General features: G+C 65.6%; 18 protein-coding genes. 11 read left to right on the forward strand and 7 right to left on the reverse strand.

Annotation, left to right across the window (positions count from 1 at the left end):
• The first annotated feature begins 211 nt into the window (after positions 1–211).
• Complete coding sequence (locus CH266_RS12395; RefSeq protein WP_027496891.1) at positions 212–514, forward strand: DUF4193 domain-containing protein; 303 nt, start codon at positions 212–214, stop codon at positions 512–514.
• 86 nt (positions 515–600) lie between these two features.
• Here the strand turns inward: CH266_RS12395 and CH266_RS12400 are convergent, their stop codons facing one another.
• The gene (locus CH266_RS12400; RefSeq protein ID WP_032400856.1) at positions 601–1,095 is read right to left on the reverse strand and encodes a DUF3093 domain-containing protein; all 495 of its coding nucleotides are present in this window, start codon (positions 1,093–1,095) and stop codon (positions 601–603) included.
• Positions 1,096–1,291: 196 nt separating this feature from the next.
• On the opposite strand from CH266_RS12400, the gene dut reads away from it, so the two are divergent.
• Both dut and CH266_RS12410 read left to right on the forward strand, forming a co-directional pair.
• Entirely contained in the window at positions 1,292–1,759 is a 468-nt protein-coding gene (dut, locus tag CH266_RS12405; protein WP_027496893.1) for a dUTP diphosphatase, read from the forward strand.
• 78 nt (positions 1,760–1,837) lie between these two features.
• Positions 1,838–2,662 (forward strand): DUF3710 domain-containing protein, encoded by an 825-nt coding sequence (locus tag CH266_RS12410; protein ID WP_094715362.1) that lies wholly within the window; start codon positions 1,838–1,840, stop codon positions 2,660–2,662.
• A gap of 6 nt (positions 2,663–2,668) precedes the next feature.
• On the opposite strand, the gene CH266_RS12415 is transcribed toward CH266_RS12410, so the two are convergent.
• Positions 2,669–3,379 (reverse strand): alpha/beta fold hydrolase, encoded by a 711-nt coding sequence (locus CH266_RS12415; RefSeq protein WP_255175893.1) that lies wholly within the window; start codon positions 3,377–3,379, stop codon positions 2,669–2,671.
• A gap of 167 nt (positions 3,380–3,546) precedes the next feature.
• Between CH266_RS12415 and CH266_RS12420 the strand changes: the two genes are divergently transcribed.
• Both CH266_RS12420 and CH266_RS12425 read left to right on the forward strand, forming a co-directional pair.
• The gene (locus CH266_RS12420; protein WP_027496896.1) at positions 3,547–3,924 is read left to right on the forward strand and encodes an OB-fold nucleic acid binding domain-containing protein; all 378 of its coding nucleotides are present in this window, start codon (positions 3,547–3,549) and stop codon (positions 3,922–3,924) included.
• Positions 3,925–3,997: 73 nt separating this feature from the next.
• Positions 3,998–4,696, forward strand: coding sequence for a DUF3159 domain-containing protein (locus CH266_RS12425; RefSeq protein WP_094715518.1), 699 nt, complete (start codon positions 3,998–4,000; stop codon positions 4,694–4,696).
• Here CH266_RS12425 and CH266_RS12430 read toward each other — a convergent pair.
• The gene (locus tag CH266_RS12430; protein ID WP_032365054.1) at positions 4,670–5,329 is read right to left on the reverse strand and encodes a potassium channel family protein; all 660 of its coding nucleotides are present in this window, start codon (positions 5,327–5,329) and stop codon (positions 4,670–4,672) included. The genes CH266_RS12425 and CH266_RS12430 overlap by 27 nt on opposite strands.
• Positions 5,330–5,378: 49 nt before the next feature.
• Positions 5,379–6,044 carry a potassium channel family protein gene (locus CH266_RS12435; protein ID WP_027496899.1) on the reverse strand — a complete coding sequence of 222 codons (666 nt, stop codon included), beginning with the start codon at positions 6,042–6,044 and terminating at the stop codon, positions 5,379–5,381.
• A gap of 180 nt (positions 6,045–6,224) precedes the next feature.
• Here CH266_RS12435 and CH266_RS12440 point away from each other — a divergent pair, with 180 nt between their 5' ends.
• The 3 genes from CH266_RS12440 to CH266_RS12450 are packed head-to-tail and all read left to right on the forward strand — an operon-like array spanning position 6,225 to position 10,530.
• On the forward strand, positions 6,225–8,222 hold the full coding sequence (locus CH266_RS12440) for an APC family permease (protein WP_032365101.1): 1,998 nt from the start codon (positions 6,225–6,227) through the stop codon (positions 8,220–8,222).
• The gene (locus CH266_RS12445; protein WP_094715364.1) at positions 8,219–9,490 is read left to right on the forward strand and encodes a class I SAM-dependent RNA methyltransferase; all 1,272 of its coding nucleotides are present in this window, start codon (positions 8,219–8,221) and stop codon (positions 9,488–9,490) included. Before CH266_RS12440 ends, CH266_RS12445 begins: the two co-directional genes overlap by 4 nt.
• Positions 9,491–9,534: 44 nt before the next feature.
• Positions 9,535–10,530, forward strand: a complete 996-nt coding sequence (locus CH266_RS12450; RefSeq protein WP_230592979.1) for an iron-siderophore ABC transporter substrate-binding protein — start codon at positions 9,535–9,537, stop codon at positions 10,528–10,530.
• Here CH266_RS12450 and CH266_RS25170 read toward each other — a convergent pair.
• Entirely contained in the window at positions 10,482–10,679 is a 198-nt protein-coding gene (locus CH266_RS25170) for a hypothetical protein (protein ID WP_037219315.1), read from the reverse strand. The genes CH266_RS12450 and CH266_RS25170 overlap by 49 nt on opposite strands.
• Positions 10,680–10,704: 25 nt before the next feature.
• Between CH266_RS25170 and CH266_RS12455 the strand changes: the two genes are divergently transcribed.
• Complete coding sequence (locus CH266_RS12455) at positions 10,705–11,226, forward strand: CGNR zinc finger domain-containing protein (protein ID WP_027496903.1); 522 nt, start codon at positions 10,705–10,707, stop codon at positions 11,224–11,226.
• A gap of 22 nt (positions 11,227–11,248) precedes the next feature.
• Here CH266_RS12455 and CH266_RS12460 read toward each other — a convergent pair whose 3' ends face one another.
• Together CH266_RS12460 and CH266_RS12465 are read right to left on the reverse strand one after the other, a co-directional pair.
• Positions 11,249–12,088: an ABC transporter permease gene (locus tag CH266_RS12460; protein ID WP_027496904.1), complete on the reverse strand. Its 840-nt coding sequence runs from the start codon at positions 12,086–12,088 to the stop codon at positions 11,249–11,251.
• Complete coding sequence (locus CH266_RS12465) at positions 12,085–13,098, reverse strand: daunorubicin resistance protein DrrA family ABC transporter ATP-binding protein (protein WP_045841783.1); 1,014 nt, start codon at positions 13,096–13,098, stop codon at positions 12,085–12,087. The genes CH266_RS12460 and CH266_RS12465 overlap by 4 nt, the downstream gene beginning before the upstream one ends.
• A gap of 164 nt (positions 13,099–13,262) precedes the next feature.
• Between CH266_RS12465 and CH266_RS12470 the strand changes: the two genes are divergently transcribed.
• A complete protein-coding gene (locus tag CH266_RS12470; protein WP_027496905.1) occupies positions 13,263–14,018 on the forward strand; it encodes a sigma-70 family RNA polymerase sigma factor in 756 nt (251 codons plus the stop codon).
• Positions 14,015–14,773, forward strand: coding sequence for an anti-sigma factor (locus CH266_RS12475; protein WP_032382119.1), 759 nt, complete (start codon positions 14,015–14,017; stop codon positions 14,771–14,773). Before CH266_RS12470 ends, CH266_RS12475 begins: the two co-directional genes overlap by 4 nt.
• Positions 14,774–14,801: the final 28 nt, after the last annotated feature.

A 14,801-nucleotide genomic window follows, 5' to 3' on the forward strand; every position in this document is an offset into this window, starting at 1 on the left:
CGATCAGGTGAGCGAAATCTCGATCGAGTTTCAACCGGCGGAATTCGGGAACTACCCGGTGTAGTTTCCGGCACCGCGTGATGAACCTGTTCGATCGAGAATCAAATCGGTGGGAGCGAGCAAGCGCCCTCTTCACAGCCGACGGCCACAAGCCGACCACACCGGCAGCTTCCACCACACACACGTACGAAGATGAGGGGTTACGAGAACAATGGCAACCGATTACGACGCTCCGAGAAGAACAGAATCCGACGACGTCTCGGAGGACTCTCTCGAAGAATTGAAGGCTCGCCGCAACGAGGCGCAGTCCGCAGTCGTCGACGTGGACGAGTCAGACACCGCCGAGTCCTTCGAGCTCCCGGGTGCCGACCTGTCCGGCGAAGAGCTTTCGGTCCGGGTGGTTCCCAAGCAGGCGGACGAATTCACCTGTTCGAGCTGCTTCCTGGTGCACCACCGCAGTCGACTGGCCAGCGATGCCAACGGCGTCCTCATGTGCCGGGACTGCGCTGCCTGATCGACGGCAGGCCCTGATCGAGGGCAGGCGATGCCCGGCCGAGCGGCCGGGCAGTGAGGTTTCGCAGCGAGAGCCCGACGGCTGGGTCAGCGAGCTTCCACGCCGTGGGCACTGAGCACGGCGAGTAGATCCTCCGGCCGCTTGGTGCTGATCAACCAGTAGGGCGTCGGGTCGTCCGGGTCGTCCAGTACGACGATCACCATCTGTTTCACCCAGGTGCGGTGCTGTACGAAGGCAAGCGGGTCCAGCTGCCTTCCCAGCGCCGCACTTTTTGCTGTCGCGGGCACCACGGCTGCCTTGGATGCGACATCGAGAGGGAGATGCGCTTTGCCGACCCGTAGCTCGAGGCCGGCGGACGACGACTCGGCCGAGTCCGAGCTCGGATCGGTGGCCACCACCTGCACACGTAGCCTGCTGAACGCCACCAGAGCCCAGGCGACCAGGGGCAGGAGCAACACGTAGGGCAGCCAGGCGCGAACACCGGGGGCACCCATGTGTACTTCCGCTGCAAGTAGTACCGCCAGCGCTGCGCCGGCCACCCACCACCAGAGGGGTACCCACAGTCGTTCGGCGTAGAGCACCGACTCCGAGCCGGGGGAACCGGCACGCGAGGTGGGGTCGTCGGACTCGGGGTTCGCCCGATCGGCCTGTCGATCTGCAGTCACCCGACCCAGGGTAGTCGCCGCGCCGACGGCGAAGCAGATCAGCGTAGTCTCGTTCGACGTGAGTGACGAAGTCATCGAGTCCCGCAACACGCTTTCCGGCGACCAGCTCGAGGTGCCCCCGGACCGCCCCGGGGAGGTTCGACTTCGCCGGTTGGACCCAGATCTACCGGTGCCCACGCGTGCGCACGAGGGTGACGCGGGTGTGGATCTGCGGATCACCGCGCCAGTGACGATCGCTCCCGGCGAACGGGTTCTCGTGGGCACGGGGATTGCGGTGGCCTTGCCCCTCGGGATGGTGGGGCTGATCCACCCGCGCTCGGGCCTGGCGGCCAAATCGGGACTGTCGGTCGTCAACACCCCTGGCACCATCGACGCTGGATACCGCGGGGAGATCAAGGTCTGCTTGATCAACCACGATCTCCGGACGCCCATCGTGCTCGATCGCGGCGATCGAATCGCTCAGTTGGTGGTGCAGCGCGTCGAATTGGTCGAGTTCGTCGAAGTGGATCGACTCGACGACACCGTTCGAGGGGACGGCGGTCACGGTTCGACCGGCGGACATGCGAGTCTGGTGCAGTGACGTCCTACGTAGTGCGTCTGTCGCGACGGTCGTCGGTGTACAGCGAACTGAATGCAACCGAGAAGAAGAGAGCTGAACATGTTCGGACGGCGTAAGAAGAACGACGCCGGCAGTGCCTCCGCGTCCAGCGCGGAGCCATTCGTCGACGGCCGCGACGACGACAACGACGATGCGACCGCGGACACCACCGAGGGGCCCCACGATCTCGGTGATCTGGACGAGGATCGCGAGAGCGTTGCGGCGAACCGGCTGGATCTCGGCTCGGTGTTGATCCCTCTCCCCGAGGGCGGGCAACTGCAGGTCGAGATGTCTCAGGCGGGCAGCCCGCAAGCAGTACACATCGTCACCCAGTTCGGGCGCATCACCATCGCCGCCTACGCTGCCCCGAAGTCTCCGGGGCAGTGGCGCGAGGTGGCAGCCGATCTGGCGACATCGCTCCGCAACGACAAGGCCGAGACGACCGTGGAGACCGGGCCGTGGGGCCGCGAGTTGGTCGGTGTCACCGCCAACGCCGATCTGCGCTTCATCGGTGTCGACGGGTATCGCTGGATGGTTCGATGCGTCCTCGCCGGGCCGTCGGGCGCGGTGGCGGAGGGCCAGCCCCTGGTCCAGCTCGCGCACTCGATTCTTCGACAGACCGTCGTCGACCGCGGCACCGATCCACACCCGGTGCGTACTCCGTTGCCGGTGGTTCTGCCGCAGGTGTTGGCCGAGCAACTGGCGGCTGCCGCGCAGCAGCAAGCAGCGCAGCAGGCCGTGCCGGCGCAGCCCACCGCCCCTGATGCGAACACCGATGCGGCGCAGCAGCAGTCGACTCCGCAACCGGACGCCGAACAACCCGGTGCCGAGCGCGCGCCGCGCCGCGGGGCGTCCGGATCGGCGATTCAGCAACTGGGGGGCTGATCGGCGTCAGCCGTCGAGCGCCGCGGTCAGAGCGTCGACGGCTTCTCGGCCCAGGACCCCCGGGTCGAGTCCGATATCCGTCAATGTCACGGTCCGCAGTACGCCTCTCGGTAGGGCGCGAGCCCACTGCTCCGCCACCGCGATCGGATGCACCGGGTCGTCGACCGCGCCGACCACGACGGTCGGCGCGTCGATCCGCGCGAGACGGTCCAACTCCGGGCCTCGGTACGAGGCCGCCTCGTCCAGCGCGCGGGGGAGCGCCGGCCACTGCGACGCCCAGGATCGCGCCAGGGTGCGCGCGAGCCATTCTGGGCTCGACTCGGCCATGGTCGCCGTGACGCTGTCGAGCCCGCGTTCGCGAAGCGACCCGGCCGTGAACCGTGCACTCAGTGCAGCCGGTGAGCCGGTGGGATCGCCCGTCCACGCCGGCAGCGCCAGCGCCAACGCGACTACACTCGAGCGGTTGCGTTCGGCCCAGTGCGCCGCGACGGCTGCACCCAGTGAGATTCCGGCGACCACGACGGGACCGTGCGCGCGTACAGCGTCGTCGAGGGCACCGAGGTAGCTCCTCACCACGCCGGTCGGGTCGGGTTCCACGGCGACAGTGGTCAATCCCACAACGTCGAACGCCTGCCCGAATGCCTCCTGCGCGAACTGCGCGTCCGATCCCGTCCCCGGTAGAACGATCGCGGTGGAGGTCTCGAATCGGGTGTGCACGAGACGATTGTGCACGCCCCCGTTCGACGGCGTGGCGGTGGTTGGTCAGCGCGCCGGATCGGGTCTACAGTGGCGAAGTACCAGCTATGACGAGGGAAACTCCCAGGTCGCCGCAACTGCTCCCAGGAGTGGAGCTGCGAGACGACCCCCACCCGCAGGAGCGCACAATGGCACCCGCTGCCGCAGGATACTTTCGCCGTTTGACGCGAAAGTTGACCGAGGACATCGATCAGCTCGACGCCGAGGAGATGGCCGAATCCTCCGAAGCGTCCGGAGCCCGACGCGCCTGCGATTGCTCGCGTGGCGAAGAGGTCACGATGTTGGGTCGTCTACGCAGCGTCGAAGCGTGTTCCAAGGCCGCGAACGCCAACATCGAAGCGGAGTTCTTCGACGGCACCGACACGGTGACCCTCCTGTGGATCGGCCGGCGCAAGATTGCCGGAATCGAGCCGGGCAAGACGGTCCTGGTGCGTGGCCGGGTCGGCGAACGCGATGGGCGCAAGATCGTCTACAACCCGTACTACGAACTGCGCGACGACAACTGATCGTCCCCGGTATGGCACTCTCGTTCTCGTGACGAACAGCGACGATGCAGTGCCGCACCCGAGAACGTCGAACATGCCGGAACCGGTACCCGACACGTCGACGCCGGACGCCGAGAAGACCGCCGCCCCCACCGTGCTCGAGCAGCTCGGCGGTGTGAGCGGATTGGTGTATTCCACACTGCCCGTGGTCGTCTTCGTCCCGTTCAACAGCTACTTCGGCCTGTCGGTCGCTCTGTGGGCGGCGTTGGGTGTCGCCGCGGCCGTTCTGGTGTGGCGGCTGGTACGCCGCAGCCCGTTACAACCGGCCATCTCCGGATTCTTCGGCGTCGGCATCTGCGCTTTCATCGCGTACCGCACCGGGGACGCCAAGGGCTACTTCCTGTTCGGCATCTATACATCACTCGTCTACGGCGGGGCGTTCGTGCTGTCGGTACTCGCCCGGTGGCCGCTCGTCGGCGTCATCTGGGGTTACCTCAACGGCAAGGGAACATCGTGGCGTCGGGAGCGGTCTGCGGTTCGTTACTACGACGTGGCCACCATCGCCTGGGCGTCGGTGTTCGCTGCGCGCTATATCGTTCAGTCCCAGCTCTACGACTCGGACCAGACCGGCTGGCTCGCGGTGGCACGGATCGGGATGGGGTGGCCCCTGACCGGCGTAGCCCTACTGGTGACTCTGTGGGCGGTGCGTCAAGCGGATCGAGCGCTCGACCTCGCATCGAACGACGAACAGGCCGACGAGCTGCCGTCAGGTCAGACCGACCGCAGCACGTAGTTCGTCCTCCACCTCTTTCGCCGCGACGAAAAGCAACTCGTCACCGCCTTCGAGCGGATCGTCGTGCTGCGGAACGATGACACGGCCACCGCGAAGAATCGTCACCAGTGCTGCGTCCCGCGGTAGCTGGAGCTTGCGTACCGGCTTGCCCGCCAGGGGCGTGTTCTCGGGCAGAGTGATCTCCACGAGATTTGCCTGTCCCTTGCGGAATGTCATCAGGTGGACCAGATCGCCTACCGAGACGGCCTCCTCCACCAGTGACGCCAGCATGCGCGGGGTCGAGACTGCGACATCGACACCCCAGGCCGCATCGAAGAGCCATTCGTTTCTGGGGTCGTTGACCCGGGCCACCACGCGGTTCACGCCGAACTCGGTTTTGGCCAGCAAGCTGAGCACCAGGTTCGCTTTGTCGTCGCCGGTAGCGGCGATCACCACGTCGTAGTTCTCGAGATGGGCGGCCTCGAGCAGACTCAACTCGCAGGCGTCCGCGAGCACCCATTCGGCCTCGGGTACCGCGGCCTGATCGACGTGGTCGAGTTTGCGTTCGAGGAGCATCACCTCGTGCTCGCTTCGGATCAATTCGCGTGCAATGGATCTGCCGACTGCGCCGGCACCGGCGATGGCGACTTTCATGGCTTCCCGTTCGGGTCGATGGGGGAGGAGAACAACGTACGGGCGAGCATCAGTCGTCCGACGGCGGCGGATTGCCGGCCAATGCGATGGCCTCGGCGACGGTCCCGGAGACGGCAGCGACGTACACCTCGTCGCCTGCCTGGATCACGGTGCGCTTGTCGGGCAGCAGTCCGGTGCCGAAACGGATGACGAACGCGGCCCGCGACCGGGTCGCATCCTCGAGTACCGACAATTTCTTGCCGATCCACGCATCGTGGAAGTCGAGCAGCACCACCGCGACGCTCCCGGACGGATCTCGCCACTTGGTGGTGGGGTCGTCCCGCAGAAGATTGTGCAGAAACCGGTCGGTCGCCCACGGCACTGTGGCCACGGTCGGAATACCGAGGCGCTCGTACACGGCGGCGCGTTTGGCGTCGTAAATCCGTGCGACGACCTTCTCGACGCCGAACGTCTCGCGCGCGACGCGCGCGGAGATGATGTTGGAATTGTCACCGGATGATACGGCTGCGAATGCCTCCGCCTTCTCGATTCCGGCGCGCACCAACACATCTCGGTCGAATCCCATACCGACTACTCGATGCCCGCCGAAGTCGGGGTCGAGGCGCAGAAACGCGGTTTCGTCGCGGTCGATGATCGCCACCTCGTGCCCGATGCGCTCGAGCGCCCCGGCCAGCGATGCGCCGACACGGCCACACCCCATCACAACTACGTACAACGCCCAGCTCCGTCCCGATCTCGATTGCCGACCAACACTGCCGACGACATTGCCACCGTGTGCATGCGAGCACCAACGTATCGGGGATTCGTCACCGGCTCGACCGTGGGTGGGCATCGGATGGAAGTCAAAGGGCGCGTGGTTGCGCCGCCGGCGACCCGACGGCCTACGCTTCTGATCGTGTCCAAGGTCTCGACTGCCGCAAAGCGGCTGGTTCTCGGTAAGCCGTTCCGCAGCGACAAGCTCGGTCATACCTTGCTACCCAAGCGAATCGCGCTACCGGTGTTCGCCTCGGACGCCATGTCCTCGGTTGCGTACGCACCCGAAGAGATCTTCCTGGTGTTGTCCGTGGCCGGGATATCGGCGCTCACGTTCACTCCGTGGATCGGTCTCGCGGTCTGTGTCGTGATGGCGGTGGTGGTCGCCAGCTACCGGCAGAACGTGCACGCCTACCCGTCCGGCGGTGGTGATTACGAGGTCGCGACCACCAACCTCGGTCCTGCGGCGGGTCTGACCGTGGGTAGTGCGTTGTTGGTGGACTACGTGCTGACCGTGGCGGTCTCCATTTCGGCGGCCGCGTCGAACATCGGTTCGGCCGTACCCTTCGTCGCGCAGCACAAGGTGCTGTTCGCGGTGGTGGCCATCGTGTTCATCACGTCGATCAACCTGCGCGGTATCCGCGAGTCGGGTGCCGCGTTCGCCATTCCCACATACGCCTTCATGGGCGGCATGTTCCTGATGTTGGGCTACGGGTTGTTCCGGGTCTACGTGCTCGGAGACGACATTCACGCCGAGTCGGCGACGTTCGATCTGAAAGCGGAGGACTCGCATCTGTACGGGATTGCGTTCGCGTTCCTCGTCGCGCGGGCGTTCTCGTCGGGTTGCGCGGCGCTGACCGGAGTCGAGGCCATCAGTAACGGGGTGCCTGCATTCGAGAAACCCAAGTCCCGTAACGCGGCAACCACGCTGTTGCTGCTCGGCGGTATCGGCATCACGTTGTTGATGGGCATCATCGTGCTGGCGCAGAAGATCGGCATCAAGTACGCGATGGACCCGGAGACGCAGCTGATCGGGGCACCGGATGGCTACCACCAGAAGACGTTGATCGCGCAGTTGGCGGAGGCAGTGTTCAGCGGGTTCCCCGTTGGGTTCTTCTTCATCACCGCCGTGACGGCGTTGATCCTGGTACTCGCCGCGAACACGGCATTCAACGGCTTCCCCGTGCTGGGCTCGGTGCTCGCTCAGGACCGGTATCTACCCCGACAGTTGCACACACGCGGCGATCGCCTTGCCTTCAGTAACGGCATTCTGTTCCTGTCCGGCGCAGCCATCGTGTTCGTCGTGGTGTTCGGAGCAGAGGTCACCAAGCTCATCCAGCTCTACATCGTGGGTGTGTTCGTCTCGTTCACCCTGAGCCAGACCGGCATGATCCGGCACTGGACCCGCCTGCTCCGAACCGAGACCGATGGCGAGCAGCGCGGCAGGATGCAGCGCTCGCGGGTGGTCAACAGCGTCGGTCTGGCCATGACGGCGACCGTTCTCGTGATCGTGTTGATCACCAAGTTCGCTGCCGGAGCCTGGATCGCGATCGTGGCGATGGTGGCCATCTTCATCCTGATGCGGATGATCAGAAAGCACTACGACACCGTGGCGCGCGAGCTCGAGAACGAGGTGTGGGACGGCGTACTACCCAGCCGCACGCACTCGATCGTGCTGGTGTCCAAGCTGCACATGCCGACCCTGCGGGCTCTCGCCTACGCACGCGCGACCAGGCCCGACACTCTCGAAGCCGTCACCGTCAACGTCGACGAGGTGGACACCCGAGCATTGGTACGTGAATGGGAGGCCAGTGACGTCTCGGTACCCCTCAAGGTCGTCGAATCGCCCTACCGCGAAGTCACCAAGCCGGTTCTGGACTACGTCAAACGAGTTCGACGCGACTCACCACGTGATGTGGTGACCGTCTTCATCCCCGAGTACGTCGTCGGTCACTGGTGGGAGCAGGTCCTGCACAACCAGAGCGCGCTGAGATTGAAGTCCCGACTGCTGTTCCAACCCGGCGTGATGGTCACCAGCGTTCCGTGGCAGCTGCGCTCGTCGGAGAAGGCCAGGCGCGAGGTGCTCGGAAATGCGCCGGGTGCATCGCGTCGCGGCTACGAACCGCCGGCGGGCAAATGACCGAGAACTGGTTCGGGCTGATGCTCGACGTCGAACTGGGCGCTCCCGGACACGGTGGGTTCTGCGTGGCCCGTCACGAAGGTCGAGTGGTGTTCGTGCGCCACGGGCTACCGGGGGAACGCGTCATGGCCAAGGTGACCGAGGATCGCGGTGGGTCGTTCTGCCGCGCCGACGCGATCGAGATCCTCACCGCGTCGCCGGACCGCATCGACGCTCGCTGCCCCATCTCCGGCCCCGGTGGTTCGGGATGCTGCGACTATTCTCACGCGACCCCCGAAGCCGGTCGTCGACTCAAGTCCTCCGTCGTCGCCGAACAGCTGCGCCGCGTCGCGGGCATCGAGCGGGACGTTCCGGTCGAGGAGTTGCCGGGTACCGGCGACGGCACCGGATGGCGGACCCGTGTTCGGCTGGCAGTGGATTCGGGTGGACGGCCCGGCTACCACCGCTATCGAAGCAGTTCGATCGTCATGGAGTTGTCGTGCCCGCAAATGGATCCGGTTGCGTTCGACGGATTGTCGGATCGTGAGTGGCGCGCAGGTGCCGAATTGCAGGTGGTCCTCGACGGTACGGGTGAACGCCATGTGGTTGAGGTGGCACCGGCCCAGTTGACGCGAACCGGACGCCGGTCTCCGGGCCGCCGCGGTGCGTCGGCGCGTCGAGCAGCGTCGTCCCGGGCCAGGCCTGAAAGGGCCGTCATCGGCTCGGGTCGCGTCACCGAATTCGTCTCGGCGCGGCCATGGACACTCGATGCCACCGGCTTCTGGCAGGCGCACAAGGGAGCGGCTCAGGTGTACACCGACGTCGTACGCGACTGGGCGGACGCCGAGCCGGGTGACGGCGCATGGGATCTCTACGGCGGTGTCGGCGTGTTCGCGGCGGCTCTCGCCGAGCGGGTGGGATCGAGCGGACAAGTCACCAGCGTCGAGTTCTCGCGCCGGGCCGCCGAGGACGGGCGTTCGGCGCTGCGCGACCTTGCTCAGGTCTCGTTCGCGCCGGGCCGGGTCGAGCGATCGATGGATTCGTTGCCGAAATCGGTGGCGGTGGCGGTACTCGATCCGCCGCGAGCCGGTGCCGGACGCGACGTCATCGAAGGTCTCGCGACGCGGTCTCCCCGCACGATCGTCCACATCGGCTGCGATCCGGCATCGTTCGCGCGGGACGCGAGCCTCTACCGGGCAGCCGGTTACGAGCTGACGGACGTGCGCGCGTTCGACGCGTTTCCTCTGACCAGCCACGTCGAATGTATCGGCCGCTTCGTCCGTAAATAGGGTTGCCTCACCAATCTTGGCGAGTCTGACGTACCGTTTCTCGGGTGAGAATTCGTCGCACCGTCGGTGCTGTGTCGGTCGCCATGCTGTTCCTGACCGCCGTCGTCTCGTGTGGGTCGGGCGGGGACGACGGACCCGGATCGGAGGCGCCGTCCGACGGATCGGCGGCTGCGTTCCCTGTCACGATCGATACCGAGTTCGGCGACGTGACCGTCGACAGTGCCCCGCAGCGCGTCGTCGCGCTCGGCTGGGGCGACGCGGAAACCGCACTCGCGCTCGGTGTCTCACCGGTCGGTGCGAGCGACTGGCTCGCCTTCGGCGGCGACGGCGTCGGTCCGTGGGCGGCCGGGCTCTACGACGCACCACCGCAGATCATCGGGACGCAGGAGCCGTCGTTCGAGCAGGTCGCGGCGCTGGAGCCGGATCTGATCCTCGACACCAAGAGCTCCGGTGACGCCGATCGGTACGCCACGCTGTCCGCCATTGCTCCGACGGTGGGTATACCGGCGGGGGCGGACAACTACCTGACAACGCTCGAGCAGCAGGTCACGATGGTGGCCACGGCACTCGGCAAGCAGTCCGAAGGGGACGCGCTGCTCGCAGGAATCGCCGACCGTTTCGATGCAGCGGCCGCTGCCCATCCGGAATTCGCCGGCAAGACAGCGGTGGTCGGGGCCTACAGCGGCACCGGATACGGCGCATACATCTCGTCGAACAGTCGACTCGAGTTCATGAAGAAGCTCGGCTTCGTCACCAGCCCGACCATCGATTCTCTTCCGCCGCGCGGCTTTTCGGTTCCGATTTCCGGGGAGGAGCTCGACCTGCTCGACGCCGACGTACTGATCGTCTTCCCCATCCAGAAGGCGCCGTCCGAGGTGACCGACAATCCGCTGTTCCAACGGATTCCGGCTGTCGCGGACGGTCGCTACGTCGTGTTCGACGACCCGGAAGTCGCGAAGTCCTACGCCACCAACTCGGCGCTGTCCATCGGCTATGCACTCGACACGGTGGTGCCTGCGGTGGCGAACGTGCTGGGGTGATCCACTTCGGCAACCGGGGCGAATGTCTGCGCGGGTACCGAGACGATGCGTTGAGCTCCGCAGTGGCAGCCCTGGTAGCCGACGAGTCCTTCGCTGGTGTCGTGGAGCGAGCGGGTGGTCCAGGAGTGTGTGCTGTGTTCGATGTCCATGCATCCACTGTGATGTAATGGTCTTGTGCACATCAACCCTTACGGAGAATATGCCGTGAAACTGGGCATCGACCTCCTCAACCGGCCACCCACGTCGCCGAGCGAATTGGGGGCCCGCTGCATCGACGCCGGCCTCGTTCCCGACTGGACTGCCACCGACGCCGATCTCGCGGACACACTCGAATTCCTCCGCGAGTGGGCTCGCGTGGTGGATGCAGAGACAGCCGAGGAGCGCGCCGAGGCCCTGAACGCCCTCCTTGCACAGGCATCCGCGTACCCGCGACTGACCAACCATGCCGACGACGGCTGGCACATGCATTATCGCGACCCCAACATCGCGTTGGGCGGCGTCATCAGGGCACTGGTCGGTGTCGGTACCGCGCTGCACTTGACCGGTCGAGGAATGGACAGACTCCATCGGTGCGCCGCAGCCGACTGCACGACCGCCTTCGCCGACACCTCACGTACCGGACGGCAGCGGTACTGCGGAACCGTGTGCTCGAACCGGGACGCAGTCCGCCGACACCGAGCCCGCGCCGCATCCTGACGCTTGCACCGGGAGGCGCGGATCAGGACTTGCGGTTGTACAGCCGCATCGTGATCGGTCCGAAGATCGCCAGCATCGCCGCCGACAGCACCAGAGTCACTCCGAGTTGGCCGGTGTCGACATCGCCCTGCATCAGGCCTCGAAGTGACGTCACCAGAAAGCTGACCGGGTTGACGTCGACGAACGCACGAAGCCACCCCGGCATCGTGTTGGGGTCGACGAAGATGTTGCTCGCGAACGTCAGCGGAAACAGGATGAACATCGACATCCCCATCACGGCTGCCTCGGTGCGCACGATCATGGCGATCATCGTCCAGATCCAGGACAGACAGAACGAGAACACGAGCAACAGCACGATCGATGCGATCACACCGAGTAGCCCGCCTTGAGGCCGGAAACCGAGAATCAGCCCCAAGATCAGTACGATCACCGACGCCAACGTGTAGCGTACGACGTCACCCAGCAACGCACCGACCAGCGGCGACGGACGCCAGATCGGCAACGATCGGAACCGGTCGAACACACCCTTCTCGATGTCCTTGTTCATCGTCACGCCGGTGTACATCGTGATCATCACCACGGTCTGCACCAGGATGCCCGGCAGCAGAAACTGGATGTACGCGTCGGTCGAACCGGCCAGAGCGCCACCGAACAGGTACGTGAACAACAGCGTGAACATGATCGGAAACGCCGTCACGTCGAACAACTGCTCCGGTACGTGCTTGATCTTCAGCAACGCCCGCCAGCCGAAACTCAGCGAGGTCGACAGCGACGACGGACGCTCCGGCCTCGGACCTGCGGCTGAGAGAACATCGATGATCGTCGACGCCTGTGGGGCGGATCGTTGGGCCTCGGTGGTCATGACGCGATCTCCCCGTTGTCGATTTCAGCTTTTTTCGCACCCACCGGCTCCACTCCCGCTCCCGCGTCGTGCCCGGTCAGCGCCAGGAACACCTCGTCCAGACTCGGCTGACCGAGGGTGAAGGATGCGATGGCGATTCCGGCGGATTCGAGAGCAGGAAGGATCGGTGCCGCCTGCGCCGGATTGTCCAGTCGTGCGGACACGGTGAACGGGTCGGCGTCCTCGGTCACGGTGCTGCCGACCAGATCTCGAACGATTCTCGCCGCGGCATTCCGGTGCCCGGCATCGAGCACGCGCAGGTGCAATGAGTTCGATCCCACCGATGCCTTCAGCTCGCCCGTCGTGCCCTCGGCGATGACTTTGCCGTGGTCGATCACCGCCACGCGCCCGGCCAGGTGGTCGGCCTCGTCGAGATACTGCGTCGTCAGCAGTACCGTCGTGCCGCCTGCCACCAGTGCACGGACGATCTCCCAGACGTGATTGCGACTGCGCGGGTCCAGGCCGGTGGTGGGTTCGTCGAGAAAGATCAGCTCGGGGGTGACGATGATGCTCGCCGCGATGTCGATGCGCCTGCGCATGCCACCGGAGTAGGTCTTGACCTGTCGCGGTCCGGCGTCGGCGATGTCGAATGCTGTCAACAGTTGATCAGCGCGCGCTCGGGCGGCCGGACGTGAGTAGCCGAGCAGCCGCGCCAGCAGAACGAGATTCTCGGTGCCGGTCAGATCCTCGTCGAGCGAGGCGAATTGACCCGTGAGAGAGACTTTTCGGCGAACGGCCTCCGGCTCGGTTGCCACGTCGTGTCCCAGGACTCGTGCGCTGCCGCCGTCTATCGGAAGAAGTGTCGCCAGCATCCGGATGGTCGTGGTTTTCCCGGCCCCGTTGGGTCCGAGTACGCCGTACACCCCGCCGGACGGGATCGACAGATCCACGCCGTCGACTGCGGCGGTGGTGCCGAAATGTTTGACGAGCCCGTGGGTTTCGATGGCCGTCATGCGTGTCCGTCCCTCCATCGAGCTGTCCGCCCGATTGCCCGCGTTTGTCCGATTCTCGCACCCAGGATGAAGCCCGGTCCAATTCTGCGCAAACGAATTTCGGTCGCGGACCATCCCTCGGGGTGTTTGTTCCGAATATGTACTGCGGCGGGAAAACGCGGAGGTTTCGATATGAGGGCTACATGACCACTAGTGTCATGATCGATGAACTCGATCATGAACCCGTCTGCTGGGACGACAGTCCGATGAGCGTGCCGTTCTCCGACGCTTCCGGATCTGCGGGCACCGGCCGTGACCGAACGCCGCCCGAGTCCGAGGACAGCACCTCGGTCGAGGATGCGGTGTGCGCAGTACCGAGCCCGCAGCTGAAGAATCTGCGTGCCGAGGAGACGGACCGTCTCCGTCGCCTGATGGCCGCCGTTGCCCAGGGCGACCGGTCGGCCTTCGCCGAACTGTACGACGCCACGTCCTCCCGTGTGTACGGGATGGTGGTGCGCGTGCTTCGCGATCCGGGGTACAGCGAGGAGACCGCGCAGGAGGTGTTCCTCCAGATCTGGCGTGCGGCACCGAATTACGATCCGAGCCAGGGGAGTCCGCTGGCGTGGATCATGACGCTGGCACATCGCCGGGCGGTCGATCGGGTACGTAGCGAACAGTCGGGTACCGACCGCGAGGCGGCGTACGGTGCCGTGAGTCACACACCCGAGCACGACGAGGTACTCGAGACGGTGACCCAGCGGCTCGAATCGGAGGCGGTCGTGGCCTGTCTCGACACTCTGACCGATACGCAGAGCGAGTCGGTACGAATGGCTTATTACAGCGGGTACACCTATCGCGAGGTTGCCGAACGGCTCGGGGTGGCCGTGCCGACGATCAAATCGCGCATACGAGATGGATTGATCAAGTTGAAGACATGCCTGGGGGTGATCCCGCAATGAGTGAAGCGTCACGGCAACGACTGCTGGACGAAGCGGAGGTCTATGCCCTCCACGCGATGAGCGAGTCCGAGCGGCGCGCCATCGAATCCGAGCGAATCCGCGTCGACGAGACGACCCGGGCACAATTCGACATCCTCGTGGGTGAGATTCACGAAACGCTGGCGTTGGCTGCGGCGGCAGACGCCACTCCCGCACCCGAACGCGTGCGGGAGGCCGTGCTAGCGCGTGTCGCCGCGAGCGATCAGGAGCCGACGGTCCGAGAACTTCCGCCGAACGTCACTCCACTGCACCGGCACCGACGTGAGCGCTCGAAGACGTGGCGATACTCGATGGTGTCCGCGGCTGCCGCGATCGTCGTCGCAGTCGGCGGTGTAGTCGTCGTCACGCAGACCATGGGCTCGGACCCGCAGCCTTCCCAGGCCGAGCAGATCGTCGCAGCGCCCGACGCTCGTGAGGCGTCCGCGGAGTTCCCGGGTGGCGGCACTGCAAAGGTGTCGTACTCGCTGAGCCGAGATGCGGTCGTGGTGACTCTGAACGGTGTCCCGGAGCCGCCCTCGGGCCGGGTCTACCAGATGTGGTTCGTCGACGGTGCGCCGCGCTCCGCCGGCGTTGTCACCGAGGATCAGCTCACGTCGAGCGACGGCACCGTGGTGGACGGCATGGGAGCGTCGACCAACTTCGCGTTCTCGCTCGAGCCTGCCGGCGGCTCGGCGCAGCCCACCGAGGTCCTCACGATGATCACGCTCGACGCCTGATCAGGGGCCAAGCACGTCCACTCGGGCG

It is taken from the genome of Rhodococcus sp. 06-1474-1B (assembly GCF_002258885.1).
Classification (GTDB): Bacteria; Actinomycetota; Actinomycetes; order Mycobacteriales; family Mycobacteriaceae; genus Rhodococcoides; species Rhodococcoides fascians.

Excerpts from the sequence above, each read along its gene's own strand:
- CH266_RS12420 (WP_027496896.1), top strand. The coding sequence starts at position 3,547 with ATGGCACCCGCTGCCGCAGGATACTTTCGCCGTTTGACGCGAAAGTTG.
- CH266_RS12475 (WP_032382119.1), top strand. The coding sequence starts at position 14,015 with ATGAGTGAAGCGTCACGGCAACGACTGCTGGACGAAGCGGAGGTCTAT.
- CH266_RS25170 (WP_037219315.1), bottom strand. The coding sequence starts at position 10,679 with ATGGACATCGAACACAGCACACACTCCTGGACCACCCGCTCGCTCCAC.
- CH266_RS12465 (WP_045841783.1), bottom strand. The coding sequence starts at position 13,098 with ATGGAGGGACGGACACGCATGACGGCCATCGAAACCCACGGGCTCGTC.
- CH266_RS12425 (WP_094715518.1), top strand. The coding sequence starts at position 3,998 with ATGCCGGAACCGGTACCCGACACGTCGACGCCGGACGCCGAGAAGACC.
- CH266_RS12395 (WP_027496891.1), top strand. The coding sequence starts at position 212 with ATGGCAACCGATTACGACGCTCCGAGAAGAACAGAATCCGACGACGTC.
- CH266_RS12470 (WP_027496905.1), top strand. The coding sequence starts at position 13,263 with ATGACCACTAGTGTCATGATCGATGAACTCGATCATGAACCCGTCTGC.
- CH266_RS12430 (WP_032365054.1), bottom strand. The coding sequence starts at position 5,329 with ATGAAAGTCGCCATCGCCGGTGCCGGCGCAGTCGGCAGATCCATTGCA.
- CH266_RS12460 (WP_027496904.1), bottom strand. The coding sequence starts at position 12,088 with ATGACCACCGAGGCCCAACGATCCGCCCCACAGGCGTCGACGATCATC.
- CH266_RS12410 (WP_094715362.1), top strand. The coding sequence starts at position 1,838 with ATGTTCGGACGGCGTAAGAAGAACGACGCCGGCAGTGCCTCCGCGTCC.
- CH266_RS12445 (WP_094715364.1), top strand. The coding sequence starts at position 8,219 with ATGACCGAGAACTGGTTCGGGCTGATGCTCGACGTCGAACTGGGCGCT.